This window comes from Lactivibrio alcoholicus, from assembly GCF_055390895.1.
Map to the genome: position 1 here is coordinate 3,406,586 of NZ_AP042471.1, position 15,903 is coordinate 3,422,488.

The 15,903-nt window shown below is 55.4% G+C and carries 17 protein-coding genes; 16 read left to right on the plus strand and 1 reads right to left on the minus strand.

Annotated features, from left to right (window positions below; translation table 11 throughout):
* The first annotated feature begins 28 nt into the window (after nucleotides 1–28).
* The 12 genes from upp (at nucleotide 29) to argF (ending at nucleotide 11,881) form a co-directional block, all read left to right on the plus strand.
* Entirely contained in the window at nucleotides 29–1,117 is a 1,089-nt protein-coding gene (upp, locus tag ACZ5IU_RS15780; protein ID WP_464419012.1) for a uracil phosphoribosyltransferase, read from the plus strand.
* 17 nt (nucleotides 1,118–1,134) lie between these two features.
* Nucleotides 1,135–2,010, plus strand: coding sequence for a glycosyltransferase family 4 protein (locus ACZ5IU_RS15785; RefSeq protein WP_464421966.1), 876 nt, complete (start codon nucleotides 1,135–1,137; stop codon nucleotides 2,008–2,010).
* Entirely contained in the window at nucleotides 2,007–3,158 is a 1,152-nt protein-coding gene (gene wecB, locus ACZ5IU_RS15790) for a non-hydrolyzing UDP-N-acetylglucosamine 2-epimerase (RefSeq protein WP_464419014.1), read from the plus strand. Before ACZ5IU_RS15785 ends, wecB begins: the two co-directional genes overlap by 4 nt.
* 88 nt (nucleotides 3,159–3,246) lie before the next feature.
* Nucleotides 3,247–4,563 carry a UDP-N-acetylglucosamine 1-carboxyvinyltransferase gene (gene murA, locus ACZ5IU_RS15795; protein ID WP_464419016.1) on the plus strand — a complete coding sequence of 439 codons (1,317 nt, stop codon included), beginning with the start codon at nucleotides 3,247–3,249 and terminating at the stop codon, nucleotides 4,561–4,563.
* 28 nt (nucleotides 4,564–4,591) lie between these two features.
* Nucleotides 4,592–5,476 (plus strand): hypothetical protein, encoded by an 885-nt coding sequence (locus tag ACZ5IU_RS15800; protein ID WP_464419018.1) that lies wholly within the window; start codon nucleotides 4,592–4,594, stop codon nucleotides 5,474–5,476.
* Nucleotides 5,418–6,080 carry a uracil-DNA glycosylase gene (locus ACZ5IU_RS15805; protein WP_464419020.1) on the plus strand — a complete coding sequence of 221 codons (663 nt, stop codon included), beginning with the start codon at nucleotides 5,418–5,420 and terminating at the stop codon, nucleotides 6,078–6,080. Before ACZ5IU_RS15800 ends, ACZ5IU_RS15805 begins: the two co-directional genes overlap by 59 nt.
* The gene (gene uppS, locus ACZ5IU_RS15810) at nucleotides 6,077–6,793 is read left to right on the plus strand and encodes a polyprenyl diphosphate synthase (protein WP_464419022.1); all 717 of its coding nucleotides are present in this window, start codon (nucleotides 6,077–6,079) and stop codon (nucleotides 6,791–6,793) included. Before ACZ5IU_RS15805 ends, uppS begins: the two co-directional genes overlap by 4 nt.
* The gene (locus tag ACZ5IU_RS15815) at nucleotides 6,765–7,589 is read left to right on the plus strand and encodes a phosphatidate cytidylyltransferase (RefSeq protein WP_464419024.1); all 825 of its coding nucleotides are present in this window, start codon (nucleotides 6,765–6,767) and stop codon (nucleotides 7,587–7,589) included. The genes uppS and ACZ5IU_RS15815 overlap by 29 nt, the downstream gene beginning before the upstream one ends.
* The gene (dxr, locus tag ACZ5IU_RS15820; protein ID WP_464419026.1) at nucleotides 7,586–8,755 is read left to right on the plus strand and encodes a 1-deoxy-D-xylulose-5-phosphate reductoisomerase; all 1,170 of its coding nucleotides are present in this window, start codon (nucleotides 7,586–7,588) and stop codon (nucleotides 8,753–8,755) included. Before ACZ5IU_RS15815 ends, dxr begins: the two co-directional genes overlap by 4 nt.
* A gap of 29 nt (nucleotides 8,756–8,784) precedes the next feature.
* Nucleotides 8,785–9,819: an RIP metalloprotease RseP gene (rseP, locus tag ACZ5IU_RS15825; RefSeq protein WP_464419028.1), complete on the plus strand. Its 1,035-nt coding sequence runs from the start codon at nucleotides 8,785–8,787 to the stop codon at nucleotides 9,817–9,819.
* 24 nt (nucleotides 9,820–9,843) lie between these two features.
* Nucleotides 9,844–10,917 carry a (E)-4-hydroxy-3-methylbut-2-enyl-diphosphate synthase gene (gene ispG, locus ACZ5IU_RS15830; RefSeq protein WP_464419030.1) on the plus strand — a complete coding sequence of 358 codons (1,074 nt, stop codon included), beginning with the start codon at nucleotides 9,844–9,846 and terminating at the stop codon, nucleotides 10,915–10,917.
* Nucleotides 10,918–10,933: 16 nt separating this feature from the next.
* Nucleotides 10,934–11,881: an ornithine carbamoyltransferase gene (gene argF, locus ACZ5IU_RS15835; RefSeq protein ID WP_464419032.1), complete on the plus strand. Its 948-nt coding sequence runs from the start codon at nucleotides 10,934–10,936 to the stop codon at nucleotides 11,879–11,881.
* Nucleotides 11,882–12,131: 250 nt separating this feature from the next.
* Here the strand turns inward: argF and nikR are convergent, their stop codons facing one another.
* Nucleotides 12,132–12,539 (minus strand): nickel-responsive transcriptional regulator NikR, encoded by a 408-nt coding sequence (nikR, locus tag ACZ5IU_RS15840; RefSeq protein WP_464419034.1) that lies wholly within the window; start codon nucleotides 12,537–12,539, stop codon nucleotides 12,132–12,134.
* A gap of 403 nt (nucleotides 12,540–12,942) precedes the next feature.
* On the opposite strand from nikR, the gene ACZ5IU_RS15845 reads away from it, so the two are divergent.
* The 4 genes from ACZ5IU_RS15845 to ruvB all read left to right on the plus strand — a co-directional run bounded on the left by ACZ5IU_RS15845 (nucleotide 12,943) and on the right by ruvB (nucleotide 15,903).
* The gene (locus ACZ5IU_RS15845; RefSeq protein ID WP_464419036.1) at nucleotides 12,943–13,695 is read left to right on the plus strand and encodes a YebC/PmpR family DNA-binding transcriptional regulator; all 753 of its coding nucleotides are present in this window, start codon (nucleotides 12,943–12,945) and stop codon (nucleotides 13,693–13,695) included.
* A gap of 62 nt (nucleotides 13,696–13,757) precedes the next feature.
* Nucleotides 13,758–14,213 carry a crossover junction endodeoxyribonuclease RuvC gene (locus ACZ5IU_RS15850; protein ID WP_464421969.1) on the plus strand — a complete coding sequence of 152 codons (456 nt, stop codon included), beginning with the start codon at nucleotides 13,758–13,760 and terminating at the stop codon, nucleotides 14,211–14,213.
* Nucleotides 14,210–14,836 carry a Holliday junction branch migration protein RuvA gene (gene ruvA, locus ACZ5IU_RS15855; RefSeq protein WP_464419038.1) on the plus strand — a complete coding sequence of 209 codons (627 nt, stop codon included), beginning with the start codon at nucleotides 14,210–14,212 and terminating at the stop codon, nucleotides 14,834–14,836. The genes ACZ5IU_RS15850 and ruvA overlap by 4 nt, the downstream gene beginning before the upstream one ends.
* Nucleotides 14,833–15,903, plus strand: a complete 1,071-nt coding sequence (gene ruvB / locus ACZ5IU_RS15860; RefSeq protein WP_464419040.1) for a Holliday junction branch migration DNA helicase RuvB — start codon at nucleotides 14,833–14,835, stop codon at nucleotides 15,901–15,903. The genes ruvA and ruvB overlap by 4 nt, the downstream gene beginning before the upstream one ends.

Sequence of the window (15,903 nt, forward strand, 5' to 3'; positions counted from 1 at the left end):
ATGGAATGATAAGGGGGTTGTGACGACAATGAACATAGCGATTGGATCCGATCACGCAGGCTACGAACTGAAAGATTCTGTCATGAAATATCTCCGCGAACTCGGCCACCTAACGCTGGGCTTCGGCGCCGAATCGGCAGAATCCTACGATTATCCCGACGCTGCATTCCTCGTTGCAGACGCCGTTGCGAGCGGGAACGCACAGAGAGGCATATGCATCTGCGGAACGGGAATCGGAATGGCAATCGCCGCGAACAAGGTTTCGGGAATTTACGCAACACCGTGCTATGAAGAAAGGACCGCCTCGCTGAGCAGAAGACACAACAATACAAACGTCCTGACGCTTGGCGCCAGGATAACGCCGTCCGAAACGGCGCTCCGGATCGTAAAAACATGGATCGAGACTGACTTCGAGGGAGATCGCCATGAAAGAAGGATTCAAAAGATTCGCCGGAGAGAGAACAGATCGGAACTTCCGGAAGACGTCTGCGGGAAAGTGACGATTTGCGACCATCCGCTCGTCCAGCATAAAGTGAGCATTATCCGCAACAGGGACACCTCAGTAAAGGAATTCCGGGAACTTGTGCAGGAGATTGCAGGGCTTATGGTTTACGAAGTAACCCGCGATCTTCCGCTTACGGAAATCGAAGTCGAAACGCCTCTCGAAAAGACAAGGGCGTTTACGCTCGAAGGGAAAAAACTCGCCATTGTTCCAATTCTCCGTGCAGGACTCGGCATGGTGGAGGGGATCCTGCGACTCGTCCCAAATGCCGTTGTGGGGCATATCGGTCTCTATAGGGATCCTTCCACTCTTCAGCCGGTGGAATACTACTGCAAACTCCCGGGCGATATCGCAGAAAGGGATATCTTCATTCTCGATCCGATGCTCGCAACGGGCGGATCTGCGGCGGCTGCGCTCTCACTCGTCAAATCAAAGAGAGGAAAACGCATCTCGCTCGTCTCGATAATAGCCGCTCCCGAAGGAATCACGAAAGTCCACAGCGAGCATCCCGATGTCGATATTTATGCCGCTGCCCTTGACAGGCACCTCAACGACCACGGCTACATCATCCCGGGCCTCGGTGACGCCGGAGACAGACTTTTCGGAACGAAGTAGGAACAGAAAACGTGAGCATGCGGATTATCGGCGGTATGTGTCTTTTCCTATGGGGACTCTTCGTCACTCCTCTTTCTATACAATTATCACAACGCTACGGCATCGTCGATTTGCCTGGCGGAAGAAAAATGCATACAACCGTCATGCCGCGTGGCGCGGGGATCGTTCTTTGGTTGGGGTATCTCCTGTGGGCCCTGTATGCGGTATCCGAATACCCGGCACTCCGGTATACAGTTGCAGGTGGGACGCTCGTCTTTTTTGCAGGGTACTGGGATGATATGGTATCGGTGAACCCGTTCCTGCGTTTCTGCGTTCACCTTCTCGCTGCAACGATCGTATCCACAACGATGAGGATTCCGCTCCCGTTGAAGATCATATGCCTCGTCTGGGTGGCAGGCACGACGAGCGCCTACAATCTTATCGACGGGGCCAATGGGTTGTGCCTTTCCCTGTGCATGGTCGCATGCATTTGTTTTTTTCTCCTGAACGGCTCGGCAGAATTTTTCATGTTGTTCGCGCTTTGTGCTGGAGTCCTGCCGTGGAATTTTCCCCAAGCACGGACATTCCTCGGGGATGGGGGGGCGACATTCATCGGGTTTCTTTTCGCGTCGCACGTGATCTTCATTTCCGAAACTGCCTTCTCCAGCATGAATCCTCTTGCTCTCATTCTGTTTCTTGGCTTCGTCGGTGGAATTCCTGTTTTCGACACGATTTTCGCGATTGTTCGCCGTCTTCTCGTGTCCGGCTCGCCGTTCCTTCCCGACAGGGGGCATATCCACCATCGGATTCTTGACGCCGGCGCCTCTGCCACTGTGACGGTCTGTATTCTTTCCTGCTTTCAGGCGATCTCCATCGCCGCAGGTGTGTTGCTGCTGAAAGGAGAGATCCTGTGATTCCACCCGCTGCGAAGAAAACGCCGCAGACTATTGTCTGTGTCGTCGGAACGCGTCCCGAGGCCATCAAGATGGCTCCTGTCATTCTGTCGTTGCGAAACACTCCGGAGTTTTCCATATACACGCTGGCTACCGGACAGCATTCGGATATGCTGGATCAGGCGCTCGCACACTTTCGGATTGAACCGGAATACAATCTTCGGATCATGCGGGAGAAACAGTCTCTCGATTACGTTACGGCCCGAGTTCTCGAGGGGAGCGGGAAGGTATTCGACCACGTGGAGCCCTCCATGGTCCTTGTCCATGGTGATACAACGACGACGCTAGCAGCATCCCTTGCGGCATTTTACAGACACATCCCCATTGGCCACGTCGAAGCAGGACTTCGGAGCGGTCGCCTCGACCTTCCGTTCCCGGAGGAAGCGAACCGGATTCTGACAGATAAAATCTCCCGTCTTCTCTTCGCTCCGACCGGAAACGCCCGCGATAATCTGATCCGGGAAGGAATTCCCGAAGACAACATAACCGTGACGGGAAATACGGTTATCGATGCACTGTCCTGGACGATCGACACATACGGGGACTCGGTATGTCGCAGCGATGTTTCCTTCCCCGGAGACACCCGGTTCATTGTCTTTACCGCACACCGGCGTGAATCATGGGGGGAACCTCTCGTTGAAATATGTACCGCGGTAAGGAGACTCCTTGAGCTGCATACCGATCTGTTCGTATTGATTCCACTGCACAAAAACCCTTCGGTCCGGGACAAGATCCGGCACGAGCTGGGAGAACATCCCCGTATCGTGTATTCCGAACCGCTCGATTACGCCAGTTTCGTGTCCGCCATGCGCCATTGCGCCTTCCTTCTCAGTGACAGCGGCGGCATTCAGGAGGAAGCCGCCGCGCTCGGCAAACCTGTCCTCGTCCTTCGGGACGTCTCCGAACGCCCCGAAGCAATGACGGAGGGAACCGCCGTCCTTGTCGGAACGTCCGCCGATGTCATCGTCGAGAACGCCGAACGCATCCTTTCGGCTCTTCACGGCGAGAGGAACGTTCCGCATTCCATTCTGTCAAACCCGTTCGGCGACGGACGCGCGGCATGGAGAATCTCCGAGGGTATTTCGAAATATTTCAATGATCGTTCCTGATGTCGTTTGCTGTTATATAATTGTAGAATACTTGTTTCTATCGATCGCTTCAGGTGTTCTTTTATTATCCCTGCGGGAGTGATATCGTTTGGACCATAAGATGAGAATCCATGGGGGAACCCCCCTCAACGGCATCATCGAGGCGCAAGGGTCGAAAAATGCCGCTCTGCCGGTTATGGCTGCGTCCCTTCTTTTAAAAGGCAACACTCTCCGGATACAACGCGTCCCGGTTCTCCAGGATATCCTGACGATGGCCGATCTCTTGCGTCACCTTGGCGTCACGGTCACCTATACGAACAACCTTATGCAGATTTCCGTCCCCGAAACGCTTTCATGGGAAACGCCCGCTGATCTCGTAAGAAAAATGCGCGCCTCATCGCTCGTACTCGGCCCCCTCCTCGCCCGCTGCGGGCGCGCCGTCATGCCCCTTCCCGGAGGGTGTTCGATCGGAAGCAGGCCTATCGATCTTCATCTCAAAGGGCTCACCAGAATGGGGGCCAGTATAGAACTCGTACACGGTGCCGTTCACGCTCATACGGACGGTCTTGTCGGGACGCGAATCTACCTCGATTTCCCCTCTGTCGGCGCAACGGAGAATCTCATAATGGCTGCAATTTTCGCAAAAGGGGAGACCGTACTCGAAAACACTGCCCGAGAACCCGAGATTCATAACCTCGTCGAAGCACTTACGTCGATGGGTGCAAAGATCGCCGAAGAGGGAACGGGAATCATCCGGATCCAGGGGGTCCCATCGCTTCACGATGCTGATACGAGCATCATTCCCGATCGCATTGAAATATGCACGTATCTTCTCGCAGGAGTGATCACAGGCGGCGATGTTACCGTCCAGAGAATCATTCCCGGCCATATCGATTCTCTCGTCGCGAAACTCGAAGAAGCGGGGATGTCCGTCGAACTGACGGAAGACAGCGCGCGAGTTCATCCCAATGCACGCTTGAAGGCAGTCTCCCTGAAGACTCTCCCATACCCGGGGTTCCCGACGGATATTCAGCCTCAGATCATGGCCACTCTGTGTCTGGCCGAGGGAACGAGCGTCATTCACGAGAGTATCTTCCAGTCCCGCTTTTTGCATGCAAGCGAGTTGAACAAGATGGGTGCAAAGATCGAGATTCAGGGGACTTCGGCGGTTGTTACGGGAGTTCCGGGGTTGTGCGGAGCCGACGTCTGTGCGACCGACCTCCGTGCGGGAGCCGCATTGATACTTGCCGGACTCGCGGCCCAGGATACGACCGAAGTGTACCAGTTGGGACATCTCTGGAGAGGGTATGAAAACATTGAAAAAAAATTGCGATCTCTCGGAGGTCGAGTCGACGTCGTCCCCGCAGATCCCCGTGGAACAAAAGTCTCAGCTTCTTCTGATACATCCGGCAGCAGTCAGGCGTGATGTCTCACGGAAGAACAATCACCCGCACGTGAACGTGAAGTTGTCCACGGTTCGCGTCGTTACCTTCGTCGGACCGGCGGGAACGGGAAAGAGTCTCAGGGCGCAGCTTGTCGCGCGATGGAACGATGTCGACTTCATCATTGATGATGGACTCCTGATCGCTGACGGACGGATTCTGGCCGGAAGGAGCGCAAAGGCCGAGAAAAACCTCGTCCGGGCTATTCGTCGTGCTCTTTTCCAGTATGACGACCATAGGGAATCGGTTATTGACGTCCTCTCCAAGGAGTGCCCCTGCAAGGTTATGATCATCGCGACGTCTCTTTCCATGGCGGAAAAAATCATCACAGCTCTCGGTCTTCCGTCTCCGGAAAAAACCATCGACATCACGGAAGTTGCCACAAAGGAAGAAATCCGGAGCGCATTGTGGCAGCGGCACGAAAAGGGCCAGCACATCATTCCCGTCATACGCGCTCAGGTACGCCGAAACTTCGCTGGAAAACTCGTGGGCCATATTCGCGATTTTCTCAAACATCCCGGGAAAGAAGAAGGGGAGCGGACTATCGTGTGCCCACCCTTCAGTTTTTACGGCGCGCTCAGTATCGCTCCGACGGCGGTTGCCGATATCGTCGATCACGTTTCCCGGCGAAGCGTCCAGGCAAAGGAGATACGCGAGATCAGAATCCTTCCGACAGGGGATTCGATACACATCGAAATTCACATGGACTTCTTTCTCGGTCGCTTCAACCTCCTCGCGGCCGGCCGTTCTCTGCGGCGGCGGGTCATTTTCGCAGTCCGATACTTCGCAGGCATGGACGTTTCATCGGTCGACGTCCACATTCAGGGAGTGGATCCGGATGGATGCAGCGCTTTTCCCATTCGTCCCGAAAGACGAAGACATATCGCTCAGGACTGACGCAGCCTGGAACCTTCTTCAATCGAGGCTGCAGGCATGTGCAGACTGCCCCCTTTCCGACGGACGAACGAAGGTCGTTCCGGGAGAGGGCTACAGAGAAAGCCCCGTTCTCTTCATCGGCGAAGCTCCGGGAGCCGACGAAGATATTCAGGGACGCCCCTTTGTCGGACGTGCGGGACAACTTTTGACACAGATTCTGTCTTCCGGGGGGATACAGAGAAAGGATGCCTATATCACGAACGTCGTGAAGTGCCGTCCTCCGCAGAACCGGGTTCCCACTGTCCAGGAAATGATGTTCTGCAATAAGTACCTTGAATCCCAGATTGCCTTGATCAACCCGAAAATCATCGTCTGCCTGGGGAATACCCCGTTGAAATGGCTCACGAAAACGACCGAGGGGATAACGTCGCTTCGGGGAAAATGGCTGAAATGGAGAGGGATAGACTTTTTTCCGATGTTTCATCCGAGCTATCTCCTCCGGAATGATTCGAGAAAGGCCGGAAGCCCCAAACATCTTACGTGGCAGGATGTACAGGAGCTTCGGAAGAGATGGGACGAAATCTCCGGTTCACATGCGGCTTCGACAGAAGGAGCATCGAAATGACACAGAATACCGCGTCCATTCCGCTTCACCTTGCCATCATCATGGATGGAAACGGCCGGTGGGCCAGGCAGAGAATGCTTCCCCGCATTCTCGGGCACAGAGCCGGGGCGTCGACTCTCGTGCGCGTCGTCCGCGCAGCGGCGGAAAGGGGAATTCGCTTTCTTTCGATCTACGCATTTTCGACCGAGAACTGGCAACGCCCGCGAACCGAAGTGCTCGGACTCATGGCGCTTTTTCGCGCCTACGCACGGCGAAAAGTCCGCGAACTCGTTCAGGAGAACGTCCGGTTGCTCGTCGCAGGGAGAATAGAAGATTTTCCACAGGATCTTCGCGAACTTCTCGAATACGCGCAAAGAGAGACTGCGGTGGAAGATCCGAGACTGACGCTGATCGCATGTCTGAACTACGGCGGAAGGCAGGAAATCCTTGATGCGATCCGGAAAATACGCCGTTCAGGAACAGCGGAAGAAATCGACGAGGAGAACTTCCGCCGATATCTCTACCTCCCCGATGTTCCGGATCCGGACCTTATCGTTCGGACAAGTGGAGAAATGCGCCTGAGCAATTTCTGGCTCTGGCAGGGAAGTTACAGCGAACTGTATTTCACCGAGAAATTGTGGCCGGATTTCGATGAATCCGAACTCGACAAGGCATTGTCCGCTTACACAAAAAGGGAACGACGCTATGGAAACGTTCAAAGCGCAGTATCGTGAACTTCTCGTTCGCGGAGCGAGCGGAGCCGCTATTGTTCTCGCAACGCTTTCCTCAGCGCACGCGGGAGGCGTATATTGGGCGGTGTTGTGCTTCCTGCTCTCTTTTCTGTCGCTCGTAGAGTTCTACAAGCTGCTCGGAAGACAACAGAAGCTCTCGAAGGGGATCGGCTACATCATGGCGTGTGTCGTCATGCTTTCCGCATATCACGGCGCGCGATCCTTTTCGCTCTATCTGACCCTCTCACTTGGGACGTTCGCCGTGTTCCTTATCGAAATACTTCGCCGTCAGTTCTCCGGTTCGAGCGCTTCGGTTTCGAATGTCGGAGGACTTCTTACCGGGCTTATCTTTATCGTCGTCCCCTGGATGTGCATCTTCATGCTCCGCGACCTTCCGTCCGGACGATACCTCGTATTCGCGCTTTTCGTCTGCACCTGGAGCTGCGATGTTTTCGCATACCTCATGGGGAGTCGTTGGGGACGGACTCCGTTGTGCGACAAAGTCAGCCCCAAAAAGACGTGGGAGGGGTTCGTCGGTGGAGTTACGGGGAGTCTTCTGAGCGCCGGATTCTTCGCCTATGAAATTGGGTTGCCGCCTCTTCCCATTCTGTACGTCGGACTCGTCTGCGGAATCGTCGGGCAGCTCGGCGACCTCGCAGAGTCGATGATCAAACGGGAGTTCGGCGCAAAGGACAGCGGAACCCTGATTCCGGGACACGGGGGATTCCTCGACCGTTTCGACAGCATTCTCATCAACGGAGTCCTGACGTACTTCCTTTTCGCGGTGGTCTTCCGATGAACCGCCCCGTACGCATCGTCGTCATCGGTGCAACGGGCAGCGTCGGATCTTCCGTGCTCGACGTCTGCCGGGCGTATCCTGAATTTTTTACGATCGTCGGCCTCGCCGCCGGATCGAATGTGGAGTCCCTCTTTCGCCTGGCACATGAATTTTCGCCGTCAGTCGCATACCTGGCAGATCCCGTCGCCGCCCAAGAATTCCGCTCACTCGCAGGAAATCGTTTTCCGTGCCTTGAAGGAAGCGAAGGACTTCTCGCTCTCTCCTGTCTGCCGGATGCGGATCAGATCGTCTTCGCGTCGTCGGGGACCGCCGCGATTCCGGCATTGATCGGGGCGCTCGATTCGGGGAAGGATATTTCCCTGGCGAACAAGGAGAGCATTCTCGTAGCGGCCCCCTGGGTCATGCCGAAAGTATCGCGACCCAACCAGATCCGTCCGCTCGACAGCGAGCACAACGCAATCTGGCAATGCCTCCGCAATGAGGACATTCACACCGTCAATCGTCTGATCCTCACCGCATCGGGAGGGCCGTTCCGTTCTTTTTCCATGGAACGGATGCGTACCGTCACTCCCGAAGAGGCGCTCAGGCACCCCGTGTGGCTCATGGGGGCAAAAATATCCATCGACAGCGCCACTCTGATGAACAAAGGAATTGAAATCATCGAGGCATCGTTGCTCTTTTCCATGCCGATCGGACGCGTCGAAGCGATCCTTTCACCGGGATCCTTCGCACACGGTATCGTCGAATTCATCGACGGAACAATGAAGATCGCCGCTTCGATTCCTGATATGCGGCTCCCGTCCCTCGTCGCCATGTCCTTCCCGAATCGGCTTCCCCTGCGTTTTCCGTCACTGAAGGTCAACACGCTCCACGAGAAGACGATCCCGTTCGAAGAACCTGACATCGTTCGCTTTCCGGCGATTGGAATCGCAAAAGAGGCCGGCAGGAGGGGAGGAGCGTACCCCGCGTTGCTTGTCGGCGCGGATGAAGTCGCCGTCGAAGCCTTTCTTCGTCACGAATTGACGTTTCTTGACATCCCCCGCGTTGTCGAACAAACGCTTGAAATGTACGACGGCCCGTCACCCTCTTCTCCGGAAGACGCCATCGCTCTTGTCGATTACGGACGAAGACAGTGCCGGCGCCTTTGTACCGCAGCAACCGTCTGACAGGAAATGACTGAAGGAGGAATTCTTCTGTGATCAGCATCCTCTCTTTCGCTATCGTCATCGCCATTTGCGTTGTCGTTCATGAAATGGGGCATTTTTTGACTGCTCGTGCGGTCGGTGTTCACGTACATGAGTTTTCATTCGGCTTTGGCCCCGTTCTCGTTTCGAGGATACGAAAGGGAACGAAGTGGTCTCTTCGCGCGGCGCCGCTCGGAGGATTCGTACGGCTTGCCGGACTCGAAGAAGAAGGGGAGGAAACCGTTCCGGCGGGGGGGGCATTCATGGAAAAATCCGCGTGGAAACGTTTTCTCATCCTCTTCAACGGTCCTCTCGCCAATATGCTGCTGGCCGTGTTCCTGACGGCCCTTTTCCTTGCAGGGCACGGAACTCTCGACATGCAGAGCACGCGAATCGGTGAAATCATGCCCGGCTTCCCGGCAGAAAAAGGAGGCATGCTGGTGGGAGACGAGATTCGAAACATAAACGGGATTGCCGTGACCTCCTGGAGGGAAATGTCCGAAACCATAAGAAACCAGGCCGTATCGGGGCCCGTGACGTTTGGATTCGTACGCTCGGGCGAAACGCGAACGATCACCGTCGGTATCCCCAGGGATGAGGAATCCGGAGTTCCAGTCTTCGGAATACGCCCGTCGATGAAGCGCTACGCGCCTCATGAGGCGTTCGTTTCGGCATTCGGATATACCGTTTCGATGAGTGTCGAAATGATCCGGAATATTGTCGGCTGGATCACGCGGAAGATTGATGTCGACGTGACCGGCCCCGTAGGCATCGCAACGATGGCAGGAGACGCCGCCCGCCGCGGCTGGTGGACGTTTGTCTCCTTTCTTGCCCTGATCAGTCTGAATCTTGGACTGCTCAACCTCTTCCCGTTCCCGGCACTCGATGGAGGCAGACTCGTCTTCATCATGGGAGAAATGATGACGGGGAAGCGCGTTCCCGAAAAGACTGAAGGTTTTATTCACTACGTCGGATTCGTCGTTCTCATAGGACTGATTCTCCTGATCACATGGAACGATATATCAAAGCTGTTTTTTTCGAAATAGCCCGATGAAAGGATGTCGGATATCGTGAATCAGATTCGCATAGCGGGACTCGCCATCGGCGGAAACGCTCCCGTCCGTGTGGAGAGTATGCTGAAGATACCTCTGTCGGACGAAGAAGAATCCCTTTCCCAGTGCAGATCCCTTGCCGAAGAAGGGTGCGAGCTTCTTCGTGTCGCGTTTCCCGAACTGCGTTTCAGAGACGCCTTTGCCCGGTTTGTCGACGCATCCCCGATCCCGCTCATGGCGGATATTCATTTCGATCCGCTTCTTGCGATTGCGGCAATGGAGATCGGATGTCCGTCAATACGCATCAATCCCGGGAATCTCTCGTCGCGATCTCTGGGAGATCTCGTCGCCGCCGCACGCGCGCACCGTGTCGTCATCCGCGTTGGAGCGAACAGCGGCTCCGTCAACGAGCGACAGCTCCGCAATGCCGCCGGCGACCGTGCGGCCGCTCTCGCGATAGCTGTGGGGGAACAGATGGAGTCTCTCGTCGCCCTCGGCTTTCACGACATCATCGTTTCGGCGAAATCGTCTTCGGTCCGCGAAACCGTCTCCTGCGTCTCGCTTCTCGCGCAACGCTACCCTGACTATCCGGTGCATATCGGCATCACCGAAGCCGGTCCCGGAATGGGTGGGGTCGTGAAGAGTTCTATCGGGATCGGGCTCCTTCTCGCGCAGGGGATCGGCAACACGATCCGCGTCAGCCTGTCGGAGGCTCCCGAGATGGAAGTCCGGGCGGGATATCACATTTTGCGATCGCTTGAACTGAGGAAACGCGGCGTCAATCTCATCTCATGTCCGACATGTGGTCGCAAGCGTCTCGACGTTCGTTCCGTCCTTCCCGAAATCGAGCGCTACTTCCGACTTCTGCCCGACGGAACGAACGTCGCTGTCATGGGGTGCGAGGTCAACGGTCCCAGAGAGGCGGCCCACGCCGATATCGGGATTGCCGGTTCCCCGGGCGGCGTGGTAGTCTTTTCTCTGGGGAAGAGAATAGGGGAGTGTTCCTTTTCGGACATTCCGACGTATATTCCGGCCGTGTTTTCCTCGTTCTCCGAAGAGCGGAGACGATCCCCCGAAGCCGACAATCCATGAGAGGAGAGATGCGTTGATGCCTGTCAACCTCAAGGGACGGAGTTTTCTGACGCTGAAAGATTTTACGAAGGACGAGATCCTGTATCTCCTTGATCTCGCCGATGACCTCAAAGCCAAGAAACGCGCGGGAATTCCCGGGACGAGCCTCAGGGGAAAGAATATCGCGCTCATCTTCGAGAAGGCATCGACGAGAACGCGGTGCGCCTTCACTGTTGCCTGTATCGACGAAGGCGGTCATCCGGAGTTTCTCGGCAAGAACGATATCCACCTCGGAGCCAAGGAAGATTTGAAGGATACCGCACGCGTACTCGGACGCATGTTTAACGGAATTCAGTATCGCGGATTCCTGCAGTCCGTAGTCGAGGGGCTCGCCCGCTATTCGGGCGTTCCCGTATGGAATGGTCTGACGGATATCGACCATCCGACACAGGTTCTCGCCGACTTCATGACACTCAGGGAAAATTTCGGAAAAAATCTGAAAGAGCTTCGTCTCGCATACGTCGGAGACGGGAGAAACAATATGTCGAATGCTCTGATGATCGGGTGTTCAAAACTCGGAATGCACTATTCCGTCGGAACGCCGGACAGTCTGCGTCCCGATGCGGGACTTCTCGCGGAATGCAGGGATGAAGCTGCAAGGAGCGGCGGGAGCGTTTCGGTCCACGTTTCTCCGGAGGACGCCGTAAAAGGCGCCGACGCTTTGTACACGGACGTGTGGGTTTCGATGGGAGAAGAGGCGAAGAAAGCCGAACGCGAAGCTCTTCTTCATCCCTACCAGATCAACGAAACACTGATGAAAGCGACAGGGAAGCCGGAAACGATCTTCCTTCATTGCCTTCCGGCCGTCAAGGGACAGGAAGTAACGGAGGATGTCTTTGAATCACCGATGTCGAAGGTCTTCGACGAAGCGGAAAATCGAATGCATACAATCAAGGCGGTTATGGTCGCGACTCTCGGATCATAAACCGCGCGGAAGGAGCGATATATTGGAACAGGGTTCGAGAAAATTCAGATGCGCCGAATGCAACTGCGAGTTCCTCCAGATGCCGAAGGATTCCTCGCCGAGATGTCCGCAATGCCGCGGAAAGACGCTCATCCTGCTCGAAGGCGAGCCCATGGGTAAAAAGGGGTGCAGCGGAAACTGTTCGTCCGGATGTTCCTGCTGTCATTGATGTGACCGATAGGGGAGGGGGATGATATTCTCCCTCCCCTGTTCATAGCACCGTCGTTATTACCGGTTTTATCGAGAAAACGCCCTTCAGCGCAGATAACCTGTTCAGAAACGCTCTGATTCGTCCGGGATCTCCTCTGATAGCCACAAGTTCGAGGCAATGCGCCTCGTCAATGTGAACGTGCGTCGTACAGAGAATGACATCGAGAAATTCGTGTTGCAGATCGTTCAGATCTTCCGAAGTATCGTGTCTGTGATGATCGAAGAGGAGTGTCACTGAACCGTAGACCTTCCCTGTTCCTTCTTCCCACTGGTCCTCGCTGATATACTGTCGTATGAGATGCCGCAGCGCATCCGAGCGATTCGGGAACCCGGATCGCTCGATTCTTTCGTCGAATGACGCCAGCATCTGTTCGGGAACCGCGACGCCGAAACGCAGAAGTTTTTCCAAGTCTTCCACCTCACCTATAGCAGTATCGTACGATCATTATACTCAGAAATGTTCCTTTGCCCGCTCAATCGGTGAGAATGGACGCAGATCGGGCGAAATCCCGTCGGTGTGCTAGAATGTTTCTGCTGTGAGAAAAGAGGGAGGAACGAATCATGAAGCCGTTCGGCCGCGATCCGGAACTTCTCGTGAAACGGATCGTCTCCTGGATACAATCGGAACTCAGAAGAGCGAACGCCAGGAATGCCGTTTTTGGTCTGAGCGGCGGATTCGATTCGGTACACGATGATCCTCCGGATCGAAAACACCGTAGTCTCCTGAAGAGATGTGCGTTTTTTTTCCGAACACCGACGCGGCGCATACCTGCGGTATGCGCGATTGATCCCGAATAAGAGGTGAACAATAAATGTCCGGACATTCCAAGTGGGCAAACATCAAACACAGAAAGGCAGCGCAGGACGCAAAGAGAGGAAATCTCTTCCAGAAACTCGTGAAAGCAGTCATCATCGCGGCAAAGGAAGGCGGCGGCGATCCGGCGATGAATGTCCGCCTCAAAGCGGCGATTGATCGTGCAAAGCAGGCGAGCGTCCCCAACGACAACATCACGCGCGGAATCAAGCGGGGAACCGGCGAAATCGAAGGCGCTGCATACGAAGAGTATACCTATGAAGCCTACGGTCCCAACGGTGTCGCCATCCTGATGGAGATATTGACGGACAACAAAAATCGCACGGCATCGGAGATCCGGGCACTCCTGACCAGGAACGGCGGAGCCCTTGGGGAAGCGGGCAGCGTCGCATGGATGTTCGAAAGAAAGGGCATTATCGAGGTCGTCGGAGAGAATCTGGATGAAGAAACCCTCATGATGTCGGCAATCGATGCGGGTGCGGAGGATATCGAAAAAACGGACTCGGGCTTCGAGGTAACGACCGATCCCGCAAACGTCATCGAGATCCGCGAAGCCTTGGAAAAATCGGGATATTCGATCGAGCGCGCGGAATCGACGATGATCCCGAAGACGACGATAGAAATTCCGAACAAGGAAAAGGCGCAGAAAATGCTGCATCTCATGGAAATACTCGAGGAACACGATGACGTCCAGAACGTCTACGCCAACTTCGATATCTCCGATGAATTGATGGCGGAACTAGAAAACTGACGTTGAGTCTTTCCCGTAGTTTCGGAATCGACCCAGGGCTTGGGCGTCTCGGATTCGGAGTCGTGGAGCGGAAGGGCGGCGTTTTGAAGGCATTGGATTTCGGTTGCATCGAAACGCCACCCCGAATCGACATTCCACGGCGGCTCCGGATGCTTTACGAAAGACTGGAAGAACGAATTTTCCTGCACTCTCCCGATTTCTTCTGCGTTGAACGTCTCTTTTTCGGGAAGAATATCACAACAGCGGAATACGTCTGGCAGGCAAGGGGAGTCGTCCTTCTCCTTGCCGCCCGGAATGATATTCCGGTTTTCGAGCCGCAACCGTCACAGATCAAATCCGTCGTCTGCGGTTACGGTAATGCCGGGAAATCACAGGTTCAGAAGATGGTGCAGCGCCTTCTGGCACTTGATGTCGTTCCAACGCCGGACGATGCGGCGGATGCTCTTGCGGCGGCGTTGACCGGACTTCTGCTCCAGAAAACTGCGTCGCTCTTCGCGTCGGAAGGGGGAGTTCCGTGATCCGTTTTTTGAGGGGGATCGTCTCAGCAGTAACCGAGACAACCGTCGTCCTCGACGTCGGAGGAATAGGATTCGAAGTATCCTGTTCCCTTTCCGCGATCCGAAACAGCGTCATCGGCACGGAACAGGCGATCCCGTGTCTCCTCGTTCAGAATGAAGCGGGAGCTTCTCTTTTCGGTTTCGGAGACGAAACGGAACGCCGCATGTTTCAGGAACTCCTTTCAACGAAAGGCATCGGAGGAAAGATGGCAATAGCGATTCTCCGTATTCTGCCGGTGCAGGATATCCTCACTGCCGTCTCCTTCTCCCGGGAGCAGATATTCATGCAGGTCCCTGGGGTCGGGAAACGGACTGCGGAGCGTCTGTGCTTTGAACTCCGAGACAGACTCGAGAAGAACGGCTGGTCGTTCCAGATCGGGGAGCTGCCGCAGCAGAAATCCGGTATCGTTCTCGGAAAAGTCCGCGAGGCGCTTGGGTCTCTCGGATTCTCACAGGGAGATATCGCGGCCGTTCTCGCCCGGATCACTCAGCAACCAGCCACAAGCGAGGAGCCCGACGAGGAAAGCCTTCTGCGCGCGGCGCTCCGTGAGCTGCGGAAGAAGACGGGAGATCGCAGGGCATGACGGGATCGAAAGAACGCCTCTTCGATCGGGAAATCGATTCCGTTGCCGAAAGAGAGATCGATGGCTGTCTCCGCCCGGGAGCGCTCGACGAATTCATCGGACAGGAACGGCTCAAGGAAAAACTCCGGATTTATATCTCCGCCGCAAGGTTGCGAAACGAATCACTGGATCACACTCTCTTTTTCGGACCTCCGGGGCTGGGGAAGACCACTCTTGCCGGAATTATAGCCCGCGAGATGGAAGGACAATTGAGGATTACGTCGGGACCGGCGATCGAGCGTTCCGGCGATCTCGCCGCACTTCTTTCAAATCTCGAGACCAACGACGTGCTTTTCATCGACGAGATCCACCGCCTTCCGACAGCCGTGGAAGAAATTCTGTACCCGGCGATGGAGGATTATTCGCTTCACATCGTGATGGGAAAAGGCGCTCTCGCAAATTCTATCTGTCTTTCCCTGCCGCGATTCACGCTCGTGGGAGCGACGACGCGTCTCGGTCTGCTCACGTCGCCTCTTCGCGCCCGATTCGGAATCGTCGAACAGCTCTCACCGTACTCGGGAGACGAATTGTCGTCCATCGTCATGCGAGGCGCACGCGTTCTCGGAGTCTCTCTCTCGGAAGAAGCGGCAAAGGCTATCTCCGACAGATCTCGCGGAACGCCGCGGGTCGCACTTCGACTTCTCCGGAGAGTTCGCGATGTCGCCGAAGTCAAAAACGTCTCCCCTGTCGACCGGCAGATAGCGAACATCGCTCTGGACATGCTTGGGCTCGATATCGTCGGACTCGACGACGGAGACCGCCGTATTCTGAAAGTCATCGTCGAGCTTTTCGACGGCGGTCCGGTCGGTCTCTCGACAATAGCTGCCGCCATCAACGAAGAGGCGCAGACGATCGAAGATATCTACGAACCGTACCTCATCCAGCAGGGTTTTCTCGAAAGAACCCCGAGGGGACGGCGCGCCACAAAATCCGCATACGAGTATCTGAAAGTTCCGTATCCAGGATGGAGGACGGAAGAATTGAAACTCTTTTCCGCAGCGGACGAAGAATCATGTGGGGAGAAATGA